We start from the raw sequence: 16,503 nt of genomic DNA on the forward strand, positions 1-16,503 counted from the left end.
GGTTTGCTGACGCCGCTCACGGCTGTTCCGGCGGCGCGGCGTGCCGCAGCCTGGCCAACCGCGGGTCGCTGACCAGCTGGCTGCGGAGATTGGGGTCGCATTCGATGGCCTTCGCGAGAGCAGCGGACGCTTCCGGCCCTTTCCCCGGAACGTGACAGGCGTAGAAAAGCGCGAGGGCCAGATGCCCGCCAGGCCGTTTAGGCTCCAAGTCCGCCGCCATCTTCCACTGTTCTTCCGCGTCGTCCAGCCGTTGCTGCTGTGTCAGCACCGCCGCAAGCATCGAGCGCCCATTGGCCCACGCGGGCAGAATGCGCACGCATTTGCGGAAGGCGGCCTCCGCTTCGTCGAGCCGGCCCGCGCGCAACGCCGCGTGGCCGCGCTCCCAGGCGCGCTTCATTCTTCTGAACTGAACCTGGCGCGAAATCACCTGATACGCCACCAAGCTCAGCAGCAAAATGGCGCCCGCCAGAATGTTTGTGCTCATGATGGTTTGCGACACCTCGCGCGCAAGCCTAACCGAAACGGCGTCCCGGCGCAATGCGCGCGACCCGTGGGGCGCCCCGGCCACGAGCATGGGCAAGATGACCATGCCACGAAAAGATGCCCATGCCACGGTACGGATAATGTGCGGCATTTCACTTGTACGCGTGGCGAGGTTGTGCTACAACCATGCGTTGAGAGGAATTCGAGGATGAGGAACATGACGGGACAGGTACGCGCGACGACGGTGCTTGCCGTGCGCAAGGATGGCAAGGTGGCGATGGGCGGCGATGGTCAGGTGACGGTCGGCGAGACGGTCATGAAATCGAAGGCGATAAAGATACGGCGACTCGCGGATGGGCGCGTGCTTGCCGGGTTCGCCGGTTCGGTTTCCGACGCATTCGCGCTGTTCGAACGCTTCGAGAAGAAGTTCAAGGAATTCAACTACAACATTCTGCGGGCCGCGGTCGAATTGGGCAAGGAATGGCGCACGGACAAGTACCTGCGCAGCCTTCAGGCGATGCTAGCCGTCTGCGACAAGGAACGCTCGCTGCTGATCTCGGGCACGGGCGATGTGATCGAACCGGACGACGGCCTGCTGGGGATTGGGTCGGGCGGCCCGTTCGCGCTCGCGGCGGCGCGCGCGCTGATGAAGCACTCGGTGCTGGACGCGGAAGGCATTGCGCGGGAGGCCTTGGGCATTGCGGCGGAAATCTGCATCTACACGAACGGCCATGTGACCATCGAGACGCTGTGAAGCGCCGGCAAAGCGCGGACAGCCGGTTTGACGCTTCGTGTGCCGCGTGGTATACTCCCGTCGATTTGCGTCCCTATCGGGACGATGCAAGCAGGAGGTTTCGCTCCTCACCATGAGGCGATGCGTCAACCGCGCATCTGTTATCATGGTCGTTGCCAGAGGCACGTGTCGTTTTACGGCAGAGGAGTACTTCCCTCTGCCGTTTTTGTTTGGGTGCGCGGCGACCGGCGTCGCGGGCCCGCGAACGTTTCAGTCTGGGGCGCGGGGCCCCAAAGGAGGTTCACGCTATCGCACGGAAAGTCGAGGACACCGTCCGCGTCAATGAACGGATTCGCGCGCGGCAAGTGCGGGTGATCGATGAGGAAGGCAACCAGCTCGGGATCATGAGTCCCGATGATGCCTTGAGGGAAGCGCAGGAACGCAGCTTGGACCTCGTTGAAGTCGCTTCGGGCGCGACACCGCCGGTGTGCCGGATCATGGATTATGGCAAGTACCGGTATCAGCAGACGAAGCGCGCCAAGGAATCCAGGAAGCACCAGCATACGATCGCGCTCAAAGAGATCAAGTTTCGTCCTAAGATCGACAAGCACGACTTCGAGTACAAGACGAACCATGTGCGGCAGTTTCTCGAAGAGGGGAACAAGGTCAAGGTTACGATCATGTTCCGCGGCCGGGAGACGGCGCACCCCGAATTCGGAACGGAACTGCTGGTACGGGTGGTGGAAGCGACCAAGGACCTGTGCGCGGACTCGCCTGACCCGTCCGCGACGCGCCTGGAAGGGCGTATGATGACACTGGTCCTGTCGCCGACGAAGTAGCCGCGCCACTTGCTCGAACCGTTTCCAGCGTGACGGAGAAGGACATTTCCGTCGATAGTAAGGACCTTTTTTGCCCTGGTATGCCCCAAGGAGGCACGTCTATGAAGAAAGCGAAATCGAATCGGTCCGCCGCCAAGCGCTACAAGCCGACGAAGCGCGGCGGCTTCAAACGCCGGCATGCGTATACGGGCCACCTGCGCACGGCGAAGACGGCCAAGCGCCGGCGCAATCTGCGGAAAGGCGACATGGTCAGCGCGGAGGACGCGCGCGCGATCAAACGCCTGTTGCCGTATTCGTAGCGAGCGCGACGGACAAGGAGCACTATCATGCCCAGAGCAACGAATAATCCGGCTTCCCGCCAACGCAGGAAGCGCATTCTGAAACTGGCCTCGGGATTCCGGGGTTCGCGCCACCGCCTGAACAAGATGGCCTCCCAGGCTATCATGCGCGCCGGCCTCAACTCGTTTCGGGACCGGAAGAAGCGCAAACGCGACTTCCGCCAGTTGTGGATCGCGCGCATCAACGCGGGCGCCCGTGCCAACGGCCTGACGTACAGCCGCTTCATTGCGGGGCTGAAAATGGCCAACATCGACGTCAACCGCAAGATGCTGGCGGAAATCGCCGCGACGGACGAGGCGAGTTTCGCCCGGATCGTCGAGCAGGTCAAGGCAGCGCTCGACACCGCGTCTTGATTATGCGCGTCTTGCCCGCGGTGGACATTCGCGGCGGCCTGTGCGTCAATCTCGTCCAGGGCGACTACGCCCGGGAAACGGTGTTTTCCGAGGACCCGGCGCAACAGGCGCTTGGCTGGTGGCGCGAATTGGGCGAGGGTCTGATCCACGTGGTGGACCTGGACGGCGCGAAGGCCGGCCGGTGTTGTATTGCGCCCCAGTTGCGCGCAATGGCGGCGGCGGGCGTACCCTTTGAAGCCGGCGGGGGCATCCGCAACCTGGAAACGGTGGGCGCCGTCCTGGAGGCGGGCGCGCAGCGCGCGATTCTGGGCACAGCCGCCTACCGGGACCCGGCACTGTTGCGCGCCGCCTGCGCCGCGTTCCCCGGCCGGATTGCCGTCGGCATTGATGCGCGCGCGGGCAGGGTCGCCCTCGAAGGCTGGACCGAGGACACCGCGATGGACGCCGTGACATTCGCGAGACAGGTCGAGGCAGCGGGCGCCGTGCGGATCATCTATACGGACATCCTGAGCGATGGCATGATGCGCGGCCCGAACCTCGAAGCCACCGCGGCCGTGGCGCAGGCCGTGACCATTCCGGTCACGGCTTCCGGCGGCGTTGCGCGGCTGGACGACATCCGGAACCTGCGCGCCCTGGAGCCGGACGGCGTCGACGAGGTGATCGTCGGGAGAGCCCTGTATCTGGGTGCGTTTACCGTTGCCGAAGCCCAATGGGCCGCGCGAGGCGCGCCATGACAACCCCGTTTCAACGCGTGACCATCGTCGGGCCCGGCCTGCTGGGCGCATCGCTTGGTCTCGCGTTGAAGGCGCGCGGGCTCGCCGCGCATGTCGTGGGCGCGGGCCGGCGCATGTCTTCGTTGGAAACGGCCTTGGCCCGGGGCGCCATAGACGAGTCATCGCTGGAAGTCGCGCCCGCCGTACAGGGCGCGGACCTGGTGGTCCTGTGCACGCCGGCGGCGCGCATTGTCCCCTTGCTTGACGTGGTCCGGCTGCACTGCGCACCTGGCGCGGTGATCACGGACGTGGCGAGCACGAAGGCCGCGCTTTGCGCGCGCGCCCGCGCGACCTGGCCCGCGCCGCGCCGGTTCGTCGGAAGTCATCCCATGGCCGGTTCGGAGCAGTTTGGCCCGGAACACGCGCGGGCGGACTTCTACGAGGGCAGCGTGTGCCTCGTAGAAACAGGGGACGACCTGGACCCGGACGCGCGCGCGGCCGTGCTCGGCTTGTGGCGCGCCGTCGGAGCGCGGGTCGTGGATATCGACCCGGAAGACCACGACAGGATTCTGGCGCGCACCAGCCACGTGCCGCATGTGGTTGCGAGCGAACTGGCGCGGATGGCCTTGCGTCACGGCGCCGTGCGCGACCTCATCGGCAACGGGTTTCGGGATGCGACCCGCATCGCCGAGTCGCGCCCGGAGATTTGGACCGAGATTTGCCTCATGAACCGCGCGGCCATCCTGGACGCGCTCGCGGAGTACGAGCGCGACCTCGACGTGTTTCGCGCCGCTCTCGCGGAAGAGGAGCAGGGTGCGGTGGAACGCTTTTTTGAAGAGGGACGGCAGGCCCGCCTGGGGATCATGGAGTCATGAAGGGATTGTTTATCACGTTTGAGGGCATCGAAGGCTGCGGAAAGACGACGCAGTTGAAACGCGCTCAACGCTATCTGGAAGAGAGTGGCCACAAGGTCGTGGTCACGCGCGAGCCTGGCGGCACGGCTGTCGGAGAAGCGATTCGCGACGTATTGCTGGACCCGTTGCACGTGAGCCTCGCTCCGGCAACCGAACTGCTCCTTTACGCGGCGGCGCGCGCCCAGCACGTGGCCGAGAAGATCGCGCCCGCTCTCGAAGAGGGACGCATTGTCTTGTGTGACCGTTTCGCGGACTCGACCACCGCCTATCAGGGAGGCGGGCGCGGCCTGTCCCTCGAGGACATCCGCATGCTGCACGCCATTGCGGTGGGCGGATTGGCGCCGGACTTGACCGTGCTGCTCGACCTGTCCGCTAGCGCGGGGCTGGAACGGGCGCGGGCGCGCGGGCGCTATGACCGGCTGGAACGCGAAGCGATTCTGTTCCATGAACGTGTGCGGGACGCCTTCCTGCAACTTGCGGCGGAGGCCCCGGAGCGGATCAAGGTGGTGGACGGGAGCCAAAGCGTGGACGAAGTAGCCGCCGCGGTCCAGGCGCGCCTGGATGCGCTGTTGCGGGAAACGTGCGGAGCGGCCGGGGCATGAGTTTCGCGGTTGTTCGCGATCAACCTGTGGCGCTGCGCCTGTTGCGGCAGCTCTTGCACCGCGGCCGCGTGCCTCACGGCCTTATGTTCTGGGGGCCGGACGGAGTGGGCAAGCGCTTGACCGCCGGGGAGATGGCGAAGGCTGTAAACTGCACGGGCGGCGCGGGTGACGACGCCTGCGACACCTGCCTGTCTTGCCGCAAGACGGTTCAGCACAATCACCCGGACGTCATGACCGTGGTCCCGGTGAAGCGGTCGCGCACGATCGTCGTGGAGATGGTCGAGCAGGTCAACGAAATGGCCGCGCTGCGTCCGCACGAGGGGCGCCGGCGCGTAGTGCTGTTCGAAGACGCGGACCGGATGAACCTGCCGGCCCAGAACCATTTCCTGAAGACCTTGGAAGAGCCGCCGGGCAACTCCTTGTTTGTTCTTATAACGGCGTCTCCGCGGGCGTTGCTGCCGACAATCCGTTCGCGTTGTCAGCAGGTGCGCTTCGGGGCGTTGCGGCCCGAGACCGTCGTGGCGCTGCTCCGCGAACAGCGCGCATTGCAGCGCGAGCATGCAGAGGCGATCGCCGCGCTCTCGCAGGGGCAGATGGCCCGCGCGCTCGACTTGGCCGATACCGACCGGCGCGACGTGGTGCTCGACATTGCGCAGCGTCTGGCCGCGGGCGCGGACCCGGTCGCGCTTAGCGAGGAATTCGCCAAGTATCTCGCCAGACTGAAGTCGGCCGCGGAATCCGACGTCAAAGACGAGATGGCTCCCGACGACCCCGGGGATCTTACCCGGGAAGACCGGGAGGCATTGAAAGCCGAGCAGGCTTCGGCGGCGGAAGCGCGGTTTCGCCGCGAACTGATGGAGCTGTTGTATCTGTTTGAAACATGGTACCGGGACGCGATGCTCATGCGCGCCACGGGCGAGACGGCGCACATCCTCAATCGCGATCAAATGGCGCGGTTGGGCAAGGCGCCCGACGGCGACTACCACCGTAAACTGGAAGCTATCGAGAAGACGCGCGTTTATCTCGAACGATTCCTCAACGAAGAGCGCGTGTTCCGCGATCTCTTCTTTGTTCTGGCGGCATGAACCCCGTTCGGCATGTCCGCGCCAGAAGGAGGCGGCTGTATGCAGATAGTCAAGGTCCGGTTGCGCAAGCCGCGCCGGGTGTTTTCCTTCTTGAGCTACGATCTCGTGCTGAAACGGGATGACGCGTGCATTGTGCAGAGCGACCGCGGCCTGGAATACGGCATCTGCATCTTGCCGCCGGAACCGGTCACGGACGACGCCCACACGCGCACGAACATGCGCGTGGTGCGCAGGGTGAACGAGGAGGACGAGCGGACGCACCAGCAGCTGGTCGAGGAAGAGAAGCGGGCGTACGGCATCTGCCTCAACAAGATCAAAGAACGGCGCATGCCGATGAAACTGGTCGATGTCGAGTACACGTTCGACAAGCGCAAGGTCGTTTTCTACTTCACGGCGGAAGACCGGGTTGATTTCCGGGAACTGGTGCGCGACTTGGCGCATGACCTGAAGACGCGCATCGAGCTTCGGCATATCCAGGTGCGCGACGAGGCGAAGATGGTCGGCGGCATCGGTTCGTGCGGACGCGAATTGTGCTGCAGCACGTGGCTGAACGAGTTCAAGCCCATCTCGATGCGCATGGCGAAACGGCAGAACCTGTCGCTGAATCCGTCGAAGATCAGCGGGCAGTGCGGCCGTCTCCTCTGCTGCCTCAGCTACGAAAACGAGATGTATGAGGGCATGAAAAAGCGGCAGGCCAAGGTTGCGCAGGAAGCCGGCGCCGAACCGGACCGGGAAGAAGAGGACCTTCCCGCGGACATCGAGGAACTCCCGGAAGAACCGGAAGAAAGCTTCGACGGGGAAACCGAAGTGGGCCTGACGGGTGACGAATTTGAAGAACCCGGGGAAGCGCCGGTCAGCGGCCCCGGAACGCCGCCGCGGGAAGCCGCCGCGGATTCCGGCGGCGAGCGGTCGCGGCGCCGCCGCAAGCGCAAGCGCAGGTTCAGCGGCGCGCCGCGCGCGAACGGGACGGGCCCCGGAACCGGCCCGGCCTGATGCGTCCCGTCGACTCGCATTGCCACTTGCAGGACCACCGCTTTGATGAAGACCGCGAAACCGTAATCGAGAGCGCCCTGGAAACGCTTGAGTGGCTCGTGGTTATCGGCGATGACCTCGAGAACAGCCGTAAAGCCGTGGCGCTGGCGCGTCCGCGCGTCTATGCGGCCGTCGCGCTGCATCCCTACCACGCGACACAGGCGGATGATGAGGCGATCGCAACATTGCGCGAATTGGCGGTCCAGCCGGGCGTTGTCGCGATTGGCGAGATCGGCCTCGATTATTACAATGAGTTCTCGCCGCGCGACGCGCAGTCCCGCGCCTTCGATCGTCAACTCAGGCTGGCGGCGGAACTCGCGTTGCCCGTCGTGGTGCACAATCGCGACGCCGATGCCGACACGCTCGCGCTGCTGCAGCCCTATTCAGAACGCGTGCCGGGTATTGTCATGCATTGTTACGGCAGCGATGCCGCCTATGCGCGCAAGTGCGTGGACCTCGGCCTCTATATCTCTTTTGCGGGCAACGTGACCTACCCGAAGGCCGCGCAACTGCGCGAAGCGGCGGCGGTCGTGCCGTCCGAGCGGTTGCTGGTGGAGACCGACGCGCCCTACCTTGCGCCGCAGCCGGTGCGCGGGAAACGTTGCGAACCCGCGCACGTGCGGTACACAGTAGAAGCGCTGGCCGCGTTGCGCGGTTCTGCCGCCGCGGACCTGGCCGGGCAGACCGCGAAGAACGCGCGCCGGTTGTTCCGCGTGCCGTGACCCGGACGGCGCAGGGAGACGCCGGTGTACGTGGCTGACCAATACGGATTCGCCTTCTTTTCCACGCCGGAAGCGCCGCTCGTCTTCACGGAACCCGTTGCCGTGGAGCAGGCGATGCGCGTGGAAGATGTGCTGCCGGCGCTCGAGCGTGTCGGCGCGGCCGTCGAGTCCGGGCTTTGGGCGGCGGGGTTCCTGGCCTACGAAGCCGCGCCCGCCTTCGATACGGCCTTGCGGGCGCACGCGCCGCAAGCAGGGTTGCCGCTGCTCTGGTTCGGGCTGCATGACGGGCCCGCGCGCGGACTTCAAATAGAAGAACGGCCCTGGCATGCCGGCCCGTGGGAGGCGCGCGTTTCAGAGGCTGCCTACCGCGACGCCGTTGCGCGCATTCGCGAGCACATCGCCGCGGGCGATACGTACCAGGTCAATTACGCCTTCCCGATGCGCGCCCCCTTTTCCGGCGACGCCTTCGCCTGGTTCCTGCACTTGCGCCGCGCGCAGCAGACCCCATACGGCGCTTTTCTGCACGCGGGACGCCACCGCATCCTGTCACTGTCGCCCGAACTGTTCTTTGACATCAGCGGCGAGCGCCTCACGACGCGGCCCATGAAGGGCACGCGACCCCGGGGCCGCTGGCCCCAGGAAGACCGGGACCTGGCCGCGGAAATGCGCGCGTCCGCGAAAGAGCAGGCGGAGAACGTCATGATAGTGGATTTGTTGCGCAACGACATGGGCAGGATCAGCTTGCCCGGATCGGTGCGGGTGGAGCGGCTCTTCGAAGCGGAACGTTATGAGACCGTGTGGCAGATGACCTCGACGGTCACGTCGCGCACGGTCGCGCCCATGCCGCGGATCCTGGAGGCGTTGTTCCCGTGCGGGTCCGTGACGGGCGCGCCGAAGGTCTACACCTCGGGCATCATCCGCGCGGTCGAGCCGCACCCGCGCGGCGTGTACTGCGGGGCCGTTGGCTGGTGGGCGCCGGGCCGCCGCGCGTGTTTCAACGTCGCGATCCGCACCGTCACCGTGGACACGGAATCGGGGAGAGCGTCTTACTACGTGGGCAGCGGCGTTACGTGGGACTCGGAAGCGGAGAACGAGTATGCGGAATGTCTGGCCAAGGCGGCGGTGCTGCGCCAGGCGCGGCCTGATTTTGAATTGCTGGAAACGCTCCGGTGGGATGGCGGCTTTGCACTGCTCGAAGAACACATCGAGCGGCTTGCCGCGAGCGCCGGGTATTTTGATTTCGTGGTGGACAGAGGGCGCGTAGTAGCGGCGCTCGAGAGCGCCGTGCGGGATGCGCGCAATCCCGTGTGCGTGCGGCTGTTGCTGAGCCGCGGCGGGGAACCGCGCGTCGAGACACGCGCGCTCGATGCGCCGCGCGCGTTTCGCGTGGCTCTCGCCTCGGCGCCGGTCTGCTCACGCGACGTGTTCCTCTTCCACAAAACCACGCATCGGGCGGTCTACGAGGCGGCGCGCGCCGCGCGCCCGGATTGCGACGACGTGCTGCTCTGGAACGAAAGGGGGGAACTTACGGAAAGCACCATCGCGAACGTGGTGGTCGAAAGAGACGGAGAACTGATAACGCCGCCCGTGCCGTGCGGCCTGCTGCCCGGAACGATGCGCGCGCGGCTTCTGGCGGAGTCACGCATCCGCGAGGCGCGCGTTCTTAAGGAGGAATTGCGCCGCGCGGGGCGCATCCGCCTCATCAATTCCCTACGCGGCTGGATCGACGCGACGCTTATTGATTGAAGAAGGCGAGTCCTCGGTGCGCGGCGCTCACGCCAGCGGCGTGGGCAGCACGCGCAGCAGTTCCTCGACCGTCGTAATGCCCTTCTTCGCCTTCTTGAACCCGTCTTCCTCGATGGTTTCCATGCCGTGCGTCACCGCCGCCGCCTGAAGCCGCGCCGTGGTCGGGCGTTGCAGCACCAGTTCGGACAGGGCCTGGTTTACCACGAGCAGTTCGCCGATGGCGGCGCGGCTGCGGTAACCGATACCCTGGCAGCGCTCGCAACCGGCGCCCCGGAAATAGCGCTGCGTGTCGCCGGAACGCGCGAAACGTTCCAGCATAATGTGGTCAGGCGAGTACGGCTCGGTACAGTCGGGGCAATTCAGGCGGACGAGCCGCTGCGCGAGCACGCCCGTCACCGACGACGCCACAAGAAATGGCTCGATGCCCATGTCCAGCAGGCGCGTGAACACGCCCGCGGCGGTCCCGCTGTGGATGGTGCTGATGACGTAGTGCCCGGTCAGGCCCGATTGGACGGCCATCTTGGCGGTCTCGAGGTCGCGGATTTCACCGACCATGATCACTTCCGGGTCTTGGCGCAGGATCGAGCGCAGCGCGTTCGCGAAGGTGAATTCCACGTGCGGGTTCACCTGGATCTGCGAGATCTTGTCCATGCTGTACTCGACCGGGTCCTCGATAGTCACGATGTTCGTCGTTCTCTTCTGCAGCGCCATCATCTCGTGGAGGATTGCGTAGATTGTCGTCGTTTTGCCGCTCGAACTGGGGCCTGTCAAAAGAAGCGTTCCCTGCGAGCGGATAATATTTTCGCGCAGGGCATCGACCACATGCGGCTGGAACCCCAGCGCGTCCAGGATGAGCAGTTCCTGCAGATCGCCCAGCAGGCGGATGACGGTGCTTTCGCCCTTGATGGTCGGCACGGTGGAAACACGCATGGGCCGCCCGCACGAGGTTTTCTCCGCGTCGAGGCGCCCGTCCTGCGGCACATCTTTCCGGTAGACCACCAGCTCCGCCAGCACCTTGATGCGCGCGATGATCTTCGCCTGGTACACCCGCGGCACCAGCGCGATGTCTTTCAGGATGCCGTCGAGCCGGTACCGCAGCGAGAGCACCTCGCTCCACGGCTCGAGGTGCACGTCGCTCGCGTTGTGATACGCGGCCTGACTCACCATGATATCGACCGCGTCGCCCACGCCCGAATCGTCCTTGAGTTCAAGGGCGGCCAGCGCGCAGCTCTGTATGTCCTTCAAGGGAATCGCGCGGATTTGCGCCTCTTCCACTATGGCGGGTTTGGCCATGCGTTGCTCCTTGCGCACCGTCAACCGGCGCGGACGTTGCGCATCATGGTGCGCTATCACTTCGGCGAAGTCAAAGCAGCAACCCCAGATGGGCGGCCTCAGGCCTCGCCCAGCCGGGCATAGGCTGTTTCGAGGTATGGCAGGACTTGGCGTTCGTAATCACCCCGGGCGCGGAAGAAGGTCATGGCGCCCCGCGCCATTGGCTCGACGATGGCCGCTGCCGGCGTAGTAGGCTTGCCACATCCCGGTCTCGGAAGGCGCCAGACGCGCCGGGTCGAAATCGAAGTTGAGCCCGCGGTCGTGACACCCGACATACCAGCCCGCGGCGCCCACGAGCGTAATCAACGCCAGGAACAGCGTCAGGAGGACATAGGCCGCCAGTCGTAGTCTTGACATACTCTGGTTCCGGCGCTCCCTGTCAGTATTTCGGGGCCGGCGTCTGCCCGTCGTGCGGTTCCGCGCCTTGCGTGAGCTTGCGCCAGGCGGTGAGGGACCGCGTCAGGTATTCGCGGGCGTCGCCCGGAATGCCGTAGCACTGCAAGCCAATCGGACCGCGAAAACCGTGCTCGTCGAGCACGGACAGGAAATGCCGCACGTCGAAAGAGCCGCTGTCGAGCGGTTGAATCCAGTTGCCCGTGCCCGTGTGGATTTCCGCGGCGCGGTCCGCGCCGTGAATGCTCACGGCAAAGAGGTAGGGCGCGGCCTCCGCGACCAGCGCTTCCAGGTGTTCTTCTTCGTCGACCTTCAGCCAATGGCACAGGTTGAACATGACGCCGACGTTGGGGCGCCCGGCCTTGCGCGCGAGGCGGATGGCGTCCTCGACGCGTTCCAGCCAGTCGTTCGCGTGCGGGTACAGCGCCACGCGCGCGCCGAAAGGCCGCGCCTTGTCCGCGATCTCGCGGATGATCGCCACGCCGCGCTCGTCGCCGCCCGGATCCGAGGGCGGCAGCCCGGTCATGAGCAGCGCGAGCATCACGTCGCGGTCCTTCAACAGGGGAAGCGCGCTGTCGAGCCGCGCGTCGTAGGGCGCGTCCTGCGCGGCCAAGTCGACGCGCAGGTAGACCTGAAACAGTTTCAGGCCCACGGCGTCAAGCGTCTTGATGCGCTCTTCGAGATTATCGAGCCAGAGATGGCCGGCGCCGTCGTAGCCAAGTTCCTTCAGCAGGGCCGCCTGCTGCTCGAGTGTGCGCTTGGCGCTGTCGTGCGTGTCCATGCAGAAGGCGAAGAAGGGACGAACGGGGGGGGCTTGAGCACACGCGGCCGCACACAGCGCGAATGCAGTCACAAATCCCATCCATGCCGCATGGCGCATCGGGCGTGTTCCGGGCGGGTTTGTCAACTGCGCCACGGGCGTGTCCGTTGCACGCCCATCAACGCCTCGCGGATCAGCGCGGCGTCCCCGGCTATCTCGAAGTCGAACATGCCCGCGAGAATGTGGTCGGCGCCGTTCTCGAAGACGTGCGTGAACGCGTCCTTCGGCGGGATCGCGCCCGCGGCCATGACCTTGAACGCGATCCACGGCTTCTCGACGCTCTTCATCACCTCGATGGTCTCTTCCGGGTCACGGCACCAATACCCGGGAATCTCGCGGATGGGGTCGGTCAATTCCTCGGGCCGCGGCGCGGTCTGATAGTGGTGGTGATGATATGTCTTGATGTAGAAATCCCCCGGGATGCCCCGCGCTTCGCATTCCTGGACGACGCGCAGGTCATGCCCGCCTATGCCGGAAGGCATCCCCTGCTCCTTCACCCATTCGACCGCTTTCACGATTACATCGAACTTCCCTTCCTTCACCAGGCGGTCCGCCGTCACGCCCCAGAGATAGACCGATTCGACGCCATTCTCGATCAGGCCGTCGACCTGCTTCCTGTAATCGTCCCACTGCGTGTCCGGCGCGGCGGTAGGGCACACGATCCACTGCATGGTCCCGCCGCGTTCGCGGTGATGGCGAATAATGGAGTCCACCGACGGCACGGTATGGATGACCGTTGTGTTGACACCGTGCTGCACGGCCAGGTCCAGCGTTTCGAGGATTTTTTCGTGCGTATTGTAGTGCGCGGCAAGGTCGTAGACGTACATGAGGTCGCGGCTGTGCGTGAAGTGCGTGAGCAGGTTCCCGCCCAGGAGCAGCCGGCTCACGGACATGCCCGCGATATTCCCCTGCGGCAGCGCCTCCACCGCCGCGCCCGGGGCAGGCGCCGCCCCGGCCGCGCTTTCCTGCGCCGCCGCCATGCGCGCGGCCAGCGTCGCCGCAGCCGACAACCCCAGCGATTGCTTCATGAACCCCCGGCGACTGGTCCCACGTTCCATGTCTTGATTTCCTTTCACTATTACCTGGCATCTGCTTCATCGAAGAGACCCAGGACGGCTACCTGCGGCTATTATACCAGCGAGTTTCGCGGAAAAGACTGTCCTGAATTCTCCATAAACACGCCTTGTGACCAGAGAATACACTGAGAAGGCTACCTTGAAGATTCGATGATTGCAACCGAATCTTCAAGGCAAGCCAAGCACTGCACATTCCTGTTCTCCCCGTGCGGACGCGGAATTCCGGCCTTGCCGTCGCTCAGGTCACTTACGTCCCGTAAGCTTGTCGCCTTTTGCAGGCCCTTGAACCTGTATCGCGGGTTGATGTTCCCGCGCGCCGGTGCTACCCTGAACGCGTTCGGTAAGCGGCGGGAAAACAACGATTCGGGAGGTCTTCGCATGCTGAATCGCAGGGAGTTTCTCAAGACGGCGGCCGTGGCGACGGTGCCGTTGTTCATCTCCTCCAGGGCGCTTGGAATGAAGAAACCGGGCGCGAACGACATCATCAACGTGGGTCTGATCGGCCTCGGCGGCCGCTGCCGCGATATCGTGCGGACGTGCCTGCAGATTCCGCAGATGCGCGTGGCCGCGATTTGCGACTGTTTCAAGCCGCGCATCGCGGCGTTCATGAAGGAGAAGCCCGCCGACGCCCAGTGGCAGGTCTATACGGATTTCCGGAAGATGATCGAGACGGAGCAACTGGACGGGGTCATGGTGGAAACGACGACCCATGCGCGGGCGTGGATCGCGTGTATCGCGATGACGATGGGCATGGACGTCTATATCGAGAAGCCCATGTGCCTGACGATTGCCGAGGGGCGTGAAATGGTCACCTGCGCGCGCAACTGCAAGCGCGTCACGCAGGTCGGCACGCAGCAGCGGTCCATGCCCCTGAACAACTGGGCCAGCGACCTCGTGAAAAACGGCGCGATCGGCCGAGTGAAGGAAGTGCTCGCGCCGAATTTCGTCAGCCCGCTTGTCTGGGATGCCCGGCCTGCCGAGGAAATGCCCGCGGGCGGCGACGAGGGCTGGTGGGACATCTGGACGAATCAGGCGGAGTTGCGCCCGTATCATTCCGAAATCCATCTCGGCTGGGCCAAGTGGCGCGACTACGACGGCGGCGGCATCTCGTTCGGCGTCACGGGCTGGGGCACGCACAGCTACGACCAAATCAACCGCGGCTTGGGCACGGACGAAACGGGCCCCGTCGAGATAGTCCTTGAAGAAGCCGTCCAGGACATTCCGACGGGCAAGTTCGAGGAACGTCACATCTCGGAGGACGAAACCGGCGCCGCCTACTACCCCATGTGCAAAGGCACCGTGGGCCCGCGCGCGAAGACGCGCATGAAATTCGCGAGCGGCACGGAACTCAATCTCGGCCTCGATGGCGATTGGGGCCCCGGTCTTGGCTGCATCTTTGTGGGTGAAAAAGGCAAGATCGAGATTAACCGCGACAAGATATCCGCCGACCCGAAGGAATTGGTCGCGTCGCCGGACCGCCCGCCCGCGCTGACGGTGCTCGAGACGCAGCCGCATATCGAGAACTGGCTGGCGTGCATGCGAACCCGCGAACGGTGCACGGCGGATATCGAATGCGGCCAGCGCAGTTCGACGCTGTGTTATCTCGTCAATATCGCGCGCGACCTTGGCCGCGTGGGCGAGAAACTTCTCTGGGACCCCGAAAAGGAGCGGTTTACCAACTGCGACGAGGGCAACGCAATGCTTTCACGCCCGCGTCGCGCGGGATACGAGCTTCCCGCGCCGCGCCGGCAACGCCGCGGCACAGACTGAACCCGCCCGCCAACATTCGCCGCTCTCCATCGCCGCGCGGTGGAGAGCGGCCTGCATATGCGCGTCAGGCTAACGCCGCGCCGCGAGCTTCTTGCCGAGGCGGCGTGCTTTTCGCACCAGACGCTCGTTCAGGGGTTGGGCCTTCTGCTGGGCGCTCAACCCGGCGAAAAGCACGCCAACCGTGCGCGCACCAAGCAGCCCCGCCACGTTCTTCAGGAAGCCGGTCATGCGGGTCGTCAGACGCGCCAGAAGCGCCGGCGCCGCGGCCGACACGACGATCACGGCTTTTTTGTCCTTGCGCGTGTTACGGGTGCGCGGCGCACCCATGCCCCAAGGCCAATAAGCGAAACAGACCGTGCGTTCAATGAATCGTTTCATGACGGCAGTGACGGTCCAGTAATTCATCGGCGACGCGAGCACGAGGGCGTCGGCGGCGCGAATTTCGGCAAGGAGTCCCCGCATGTCATCCTTCAGGAGGCATTCGCCAGGTTCCGTCCCTTCCTCCTGCGTGCAGGAGCGGCAGTTCGTGCAGAACTCGATATGACGGTCAATCAGATAGACCTTCCCGGTCGTGGCCCCGGCTTCCCGGGCGGAGGACAACACCTCGTCCACCAGCCGATCGCTGACGCCGCCTTTGCGGTATGTGCCGACAATGGCCACTATCTTGGGTGGGACTGTCCCGCTCATGTCCGTGTTCATGCCTCCGTCCATGCGAGGTCCAGGCAAAACGCCGTTTCAGGGTCAGGCGGCGCGTCGCACCAGCGCGTCGCGCCGTCCGCTTGGAATGGGCCCGCCGGTTCTGCGCTGCCGCCGGTCCACGCGCCGCCCGGCGGCGGGACAAACACGAGTCTCCGCCGATTGCCGCCGCGCCATGTGCCTGAGAGACGGCCCCGCTCGCCGTTCAGCGCAATCCGGCCCTCACCAATCGCAAGGCGCGCTTGCCAGCCGGCGGCCCACCATTCCCGCGGCACTTGCGGCGCGATCCGAAGCGCACCCGCCGCGTCCGGCTCCACGCCGAGCAGAAAGAGGTTCACGATGCGGACCAGGTTCGCGGGATACTCGCAATACGTCATGGGTCCGCCGGGACGGGGGCCGGCCCCGGACGGGAAATACCGTTCCTGCCACGAATAACCGTTCGCCGCGCCGATGTCCGCAACGGCGCGCATCGCGTCGAGCAGGCCCGCGATATCGCCCCAGCGCGCGCGCGCCCACGATTCCAGGTACCAGACGCGGCCCATCGCGGCGAGGTCGTGCCGCCGGTCGTGATTCGGGAACTGGTCCGCCGGGATGAACTCCCAGTCTTCATAGCTTTCCGGATGGGTGGAGATGCCCGTGGGCATGCCGCCGTAGCGGAAGCCGCGTTCGTCTTTTGCACGCTGCCAGAGGCGTTGTGCCTCCGCCTCGGGCAGCATGCCAATCGCAAGCGCGGCCCAGTCCACATCGGTGAGGCCATGCGTGTCTATCGCGCCGCGCGCCGGGTGGAGGTATTCGACGCAGTGGTCGCCACGCCAGAACTCGCGCGCGAAATTCGCGCGGATGCGTTGCGCGAGC

At 65.2% G+C, this 16,503-nt stretch carries 19 protein-coding genes; 12 read left to right on the top strand and 7 right to left on the bottom strand.

Annotated features, from left to right (window positions below; genetic code table 11):
* Nucleotides 1-16 precede the first annotated feature (16 nt).
* Nucleotides 17-589 (bottom strand): hypothetical protein, encoded by a 573-nt coding sequence (locus KA184_07415; GenBank protein MBP8129397.1) that lies wholly within the window; start codon nt 587-589, stop codon nt 17-19.
* 111 nt (nt 590-700) lie between these two features.
* Here KA184_07415 and hslV point away from each other — a divergent pair, with 111 nt between their 5' ends.
* The 11 genes from hslV to pabB all read left to right on the top strand — a co-directional run bounded on the left by hslV (nt 701) and on the right by pabB (nt 9,561).
* Nucleotides 701-1,237, top strand: coding sequence for an ATP-dependent protease subunit HslV (hslV, locus tag KA184_07420; GenBank protein ID MBP8129398.1), 537 nt, complete (start codon nt 701-703; stop codon nt 1,235-1,237).
* Between the two features lie 254 nt (nt 1,238-1,491).
* Nucleotides 1,492-2,055: a translation initiation factor IF-3 gene (gene infC, locus KA184_07425; protein MBP8129399.1), complete on the top strand. Its 564-nt coding sequence runs from the start codon at nt 1,492-1,494 to the stop codon at nt 2,053-2,055.
* Between the two features lie 101 nt (nt 2,056-2,156).
* Nucleotides 2,157-2,354: a 50S ribosomal protein L35 gene (rpmI, locus tag KA184_07430; protein ID MBP8129400.1), complete on the top strand. Its 198-nt coding sequence runs from the start codon at nt 2,157-2,159 to the stop codon at nt 2,352-2,354.
* Nucleotides 2,355-2,381: 27 nt separating this feature from the next.
* Nucleotides 2,382-2,747, top strand: coding sequence for a 50S ribosomal protein L20 (rplT, locus tag KA184_07435; protein MBP8129401.1), 366 nt, complete (start codon nt 2,382-2,384; stop codon nt 2,745-2,747).
* A 2-nt stretch (nt 2,748-2,749) separates the two neighbouring features.
* A complete protein-coding gene (locus tag KA184_07440) occupies nt 2,750-3,481 on the top strand; it encodes a 1-(5-phosphoribosyl)-5-[(5-phosphoribosylamino)methylideneamino] imidazole-4-carboxamide isomerase (GenBank protein MBP8129402.1) in 732 nt (243 codons plus the stop codon).
* Entirely contained in the window at nt 3,478-4,335 is an 858-nt protein-coding gene (locus KA184_07445) for a prephenate dehydrogenase/arogenate dehydrogenase family protein (protein ID MBP8129403.1), read from the top strand. Before KA184_07440 ends, KA184_07445 begins: the two co-directional genes overlap by 4 nt.
* Nucleotides 4,332-4,976 (top strand): dTMP kinase, encoded by a 645-nt coding sequence (locus tag KA184_07450; protein ID MBP8129404.1) that lies wholly within the window; start codon nt 4,332-4,334, stop codon nt 4,974-4,976. The genes KA184_07445 and KA184_07450 overlap by 4 nt, the downstream gene beginning before the upstream one ends.
* Nucleotides 4,973-6,061 carry a DNA polymerase III subunit delta' gene (holB, locus tag KA184_07455; GenBank protein MBP8129405.1) on the top strand — a complete coding sequence of 363 codons (1,089 nt, stop codon included), beginning with the start codon at nt 4,973-4,975 and terminating at the stop codon, nt 6,059-6,061. The genes KA184_07450 and holB overlap by 4 nt, the downstream gene beginning before the upstream one ends.
* 39 nt (nt 6,062-6,100) lie before the next feature.
* Nucleotides 6,101-7,054, top strand: a complete 954-nt coding sequence (locus KA184_07460; protein ID MBP8129406.1) for a stage 0 sporulation family protein — start codon at nt 6,101-6,103, stop codon at nt 7,052-7,054.
* Entirely contained in the window at nt 7,054-7,815 is a 762-nt protein-coding gene (locus KA184_07465) for a TatD family hydrolase (GenBank protein ID MBP8129407.1), read from the top strand. Before KA184_07460 ends, KA184_07465 begins: the two co-directional genes overlap by 1 nt.
* Before the next feature lie 30 nt (nt 7,816-7,845).
* Nucleotides 7,846-9,561: an aminodeoxychorismate synthase component I gene (gene pabB / locus KA184_07470; protein ID MBP8129408.1), complete on the top strand. Its 1,716-nt coding sequence runs from the start codon at nt 7,846-7,848 to the stop codon at nt 9,559-9,561.
* Nucleotides 9,562-9,588: 27 nt separating this feature from the next.
* Here the strand turns inward: pabB and tadA are convergent, their stop codons facing one another.
* The 4 genes from tadA to KA184_07490 form a co-directional block, all read right to left on the bottom strand.
* Nucleotides 9,589-10,854 (bottom strand): Flp pilus assembly complex ATPase component TadA, encoded by a 1,266-nt coding sequence (gene tadA, locus KA184_07475; GenBank protein MBP8129409.1) that lies wholly within the window; start codon nt 10,852-10,854, stop codon nt 9,589-9,591.
* A gap of 159 nt (nt 10,855-11,013) precedes the next feature.
* Nucleotides 11,014-11,250, bottom strand: coding sequence for a hypothetical protein (locus KA184_07480; protein ID MBP8129410.1), 237 nt, complete (start codon nt 11,248-11,250; stop codon nt 11,014-11,016).
* A 22-nt stretch (nt 11,251-11,272) separates the two neighbouring features.
* On the bottom strand, nt 11,273-12,139 hold the full coding sequence (locus KA184_07485; protein MBP8129411.1) for a sugar phosphate isomerase/epimerase: 867 nt from the start codon (nt 12,137-12,139) through the stop codon (nt 11,273-11,275).
* Between the two features lie 50 nt (nt 12,140-12,189).
* Nucleotides 12,190-13,164 carry a hypothetical protein gene (locus KA184_07490; protein MBP8129412.1) on the bottom strand — a complete coding sequence of 325 codons (975 nt, stop codon included), beginning with the start codon at nt 13,162-13,164 and terminating at the stop codon, nt 12,190-12,192.
* A 321-nt stretch (nt 13,165-13,485) separates the two neighbouring features.
* Between KA184_07490 and KA184_07495 the strand changes: the two genes are divergently transcribed.
* On the top strand, nt 13,486-14,952 hold the full coding sequence (locus tag KA184_07495; GenBank protein MBP8129413.1) for a Gfo/Idh/MocA family oxidoreductase: 1,467 nt from the start codon (nt 13,486-13,488) through the stop codon (nt 14,950-14,952).
* Between the two features lie 69 nt (nt 14,953-15,021).
* Here the strand turns inward: KA184_07495 and KA184_07500 are convergent, their stop codons facing one another.
* Both KA184_07500 and KA184_07505 read right to left on the bottom strand, forming a co-directional pair.
* Complete coding sequence (locus KA184_07500) at nt 15,022-15,639, bottom strand: flavodoxin family protein (protein MBP8129414.1); 618 nt, start codon at nt 15,637-15,639, stop codon at nt 15,022-15,024.
* 8 nt (nt 15,640-15,647) lie between these two features.
* Nucleotides 15,648-16,503: hypothetical protein (locus KA184_07505; GenBank protein ID MBP8129415.1), on the bottom strand; the 856-nt coding region annotated here is incomplete at its 5' end.

Source organism: Candidatus Hydrogenedentota bacterium (assembly GCA_018005585.1).
GTDB lineage: Bacteria > Hydrogenedentota > Hydrogenedentia > Hydrogenedentales > JAGMZX01 > JAGMZX01.

What these genes read in the sequence shown, in the direction of transcription:
- KA184_07415 (MBP8129397.1), bottom strand. Translation starts at nt 589, where the DNA reads ATGGTCATCTTGCCCATGCTCGTGGCCGGGGCGCCCCACGGGTCGCGC.
- hslV (MBP8129398.1), top strand. Translation starts at nt 701, where the DNA reads ATGACGGGACAGGTACGCGCGACGACGGTGCTTGCCGTGCGCAAGGAT.
- rpmI (MBP8129400.1), top strand. Translation starts at nt 2,157, where the DNA reads ATGAAGAAAGCGAAATCGAATCGGTCCGCCGCCAAGCGCTACAAGCCG.
- rplT (MBP8129401.1), top strand. Translation starts at nt 2,382, where the DNA reads ATGCCCAGAGCAACGAATAATCCGGCTTCCCGCCAACGCAGGAAGCGC.
- KA184_07440 (MBP8129402.1), top strand. Translation starts at nt 2,750, where the DNA reads ATGCGCGTCTTGCCCGCGGTGGACATTCGCGGCGGCCTGTGCGTCAAT.
- KA184_07445 (MBP8129403.1), top strand. Translation starts at nt 3,478, where the DNA reads ATGACAACCCCGTTTCAACGCGTGACCATCGTCGGGCCCGGCCTGCTG.
- KA184_07450 (MBP8129404.1), top strand. Translation starts at nt 4,332, where the DNA reads ATGAAGGGATTGTTTATCACGTTTGAGGGCATCGAAGGCTGCGGAAAG.
- holB (MBP8129405.1), top strand. Translation starts at nt 4,973, where the DNA reads ATGAGTTTCGCGGTTGTTCGCGATCAACCTGTGGCGCTGCGCCTGTTG.
- KA184_07460 (MBP8129406.1), top strand. Translation starts at nt 6,101, where the DNA reads ATGCAGATAGTCAAGGTCCGGTTGCGCAAGCCGCGCCGGGTGTTTTCC.
- KA184_07465 (MBP8129407.1), top strand. Translation starts at nt 7,054, where the DNA reads ATGCGTCCCGTCGACTCGCATTGCCACTTGCAGGACCACCGCTTTGAT.
- tadA (MBP8129409.1), bottom strand. Translation starts at nt 10,854, where the DNA reads ATGGCCAAACCCGCCATAGTGGAAGAGGCGCAAATCCGCGCGATTCCC.
- KA184_07480 (MBP8129410.1), bottom strand. Translation starts at nt 11,250, where the DNA reads ATGTCAAGACTACGACTGGCGGCCTATGTCCTCCTGACGCTGTTCCTG.
- KA184_07490 (MBP8129412.1), bottom strand. Translation starts at nt 13,164, where the DNA reads ATGGAACGTGGGACCAGTCGCCGGGGGTTCATGAAGCAATCGCTGGGG.
- KA184_07495 (MBP8129413.1), top strand. Translation starts at nt 13,486, where the DNA reads ATGTTCCCGCGCGCCGGTGCTACCCTGAACGCGTTCGGTAAGCGGCGG.
- KA184_07500 (MBP8129414.1), bottom strand. Translation starts at nt 15,639, where the DNA reads ATGAGCGGGACAGTCCCACCCAAGATAGTGGCCATTGTCGGCACATAC.